General features: G+C 68.9%; 1 pseudogene. It reads right to left on the minus strand.

From position 1 onward, the window contains the following. Positions 1-228: pseudogene (locus tag B8460_RS18905) on the minus strand (phage/plasmid primase, P4 family); the annotation flags it as partial.

Raw genomic sequence — 228 nt, forward strand, 5'->3', positions numbered from 1 at the left:
TGTTGAGGAAGTCCAGCCAGATCGGGCAGCCGGCCGTGGAGTCAGGTGTCACGGCGGTTGTCTTCGTCATGTATGCGAGCGGGTCGTGACGGTGCATCCGGCCGCTACGCAGGTCGATGGTGCCGCCGGGGGTGTTGAGCATCCACAAATCGGCGTCCCACTGGTCCACCGTGGCGGCATGGGCGCGGTCGGCCCGGGCGAGCTTCTCGACGGCGGCGACGGTGCGGG

It is taken from the genome of Acidisphaera rubrifaciens HS-AP3, assembly GCF_000964365.1.
GTDB classification, from domain to species: domain Bacteria; phylum Pseudomonadota; class Alphaproteobacteria; order Acetobacterales; family Acetobacteraceae; genus Acidisphaera; species Acidisphaera rubrifaciens.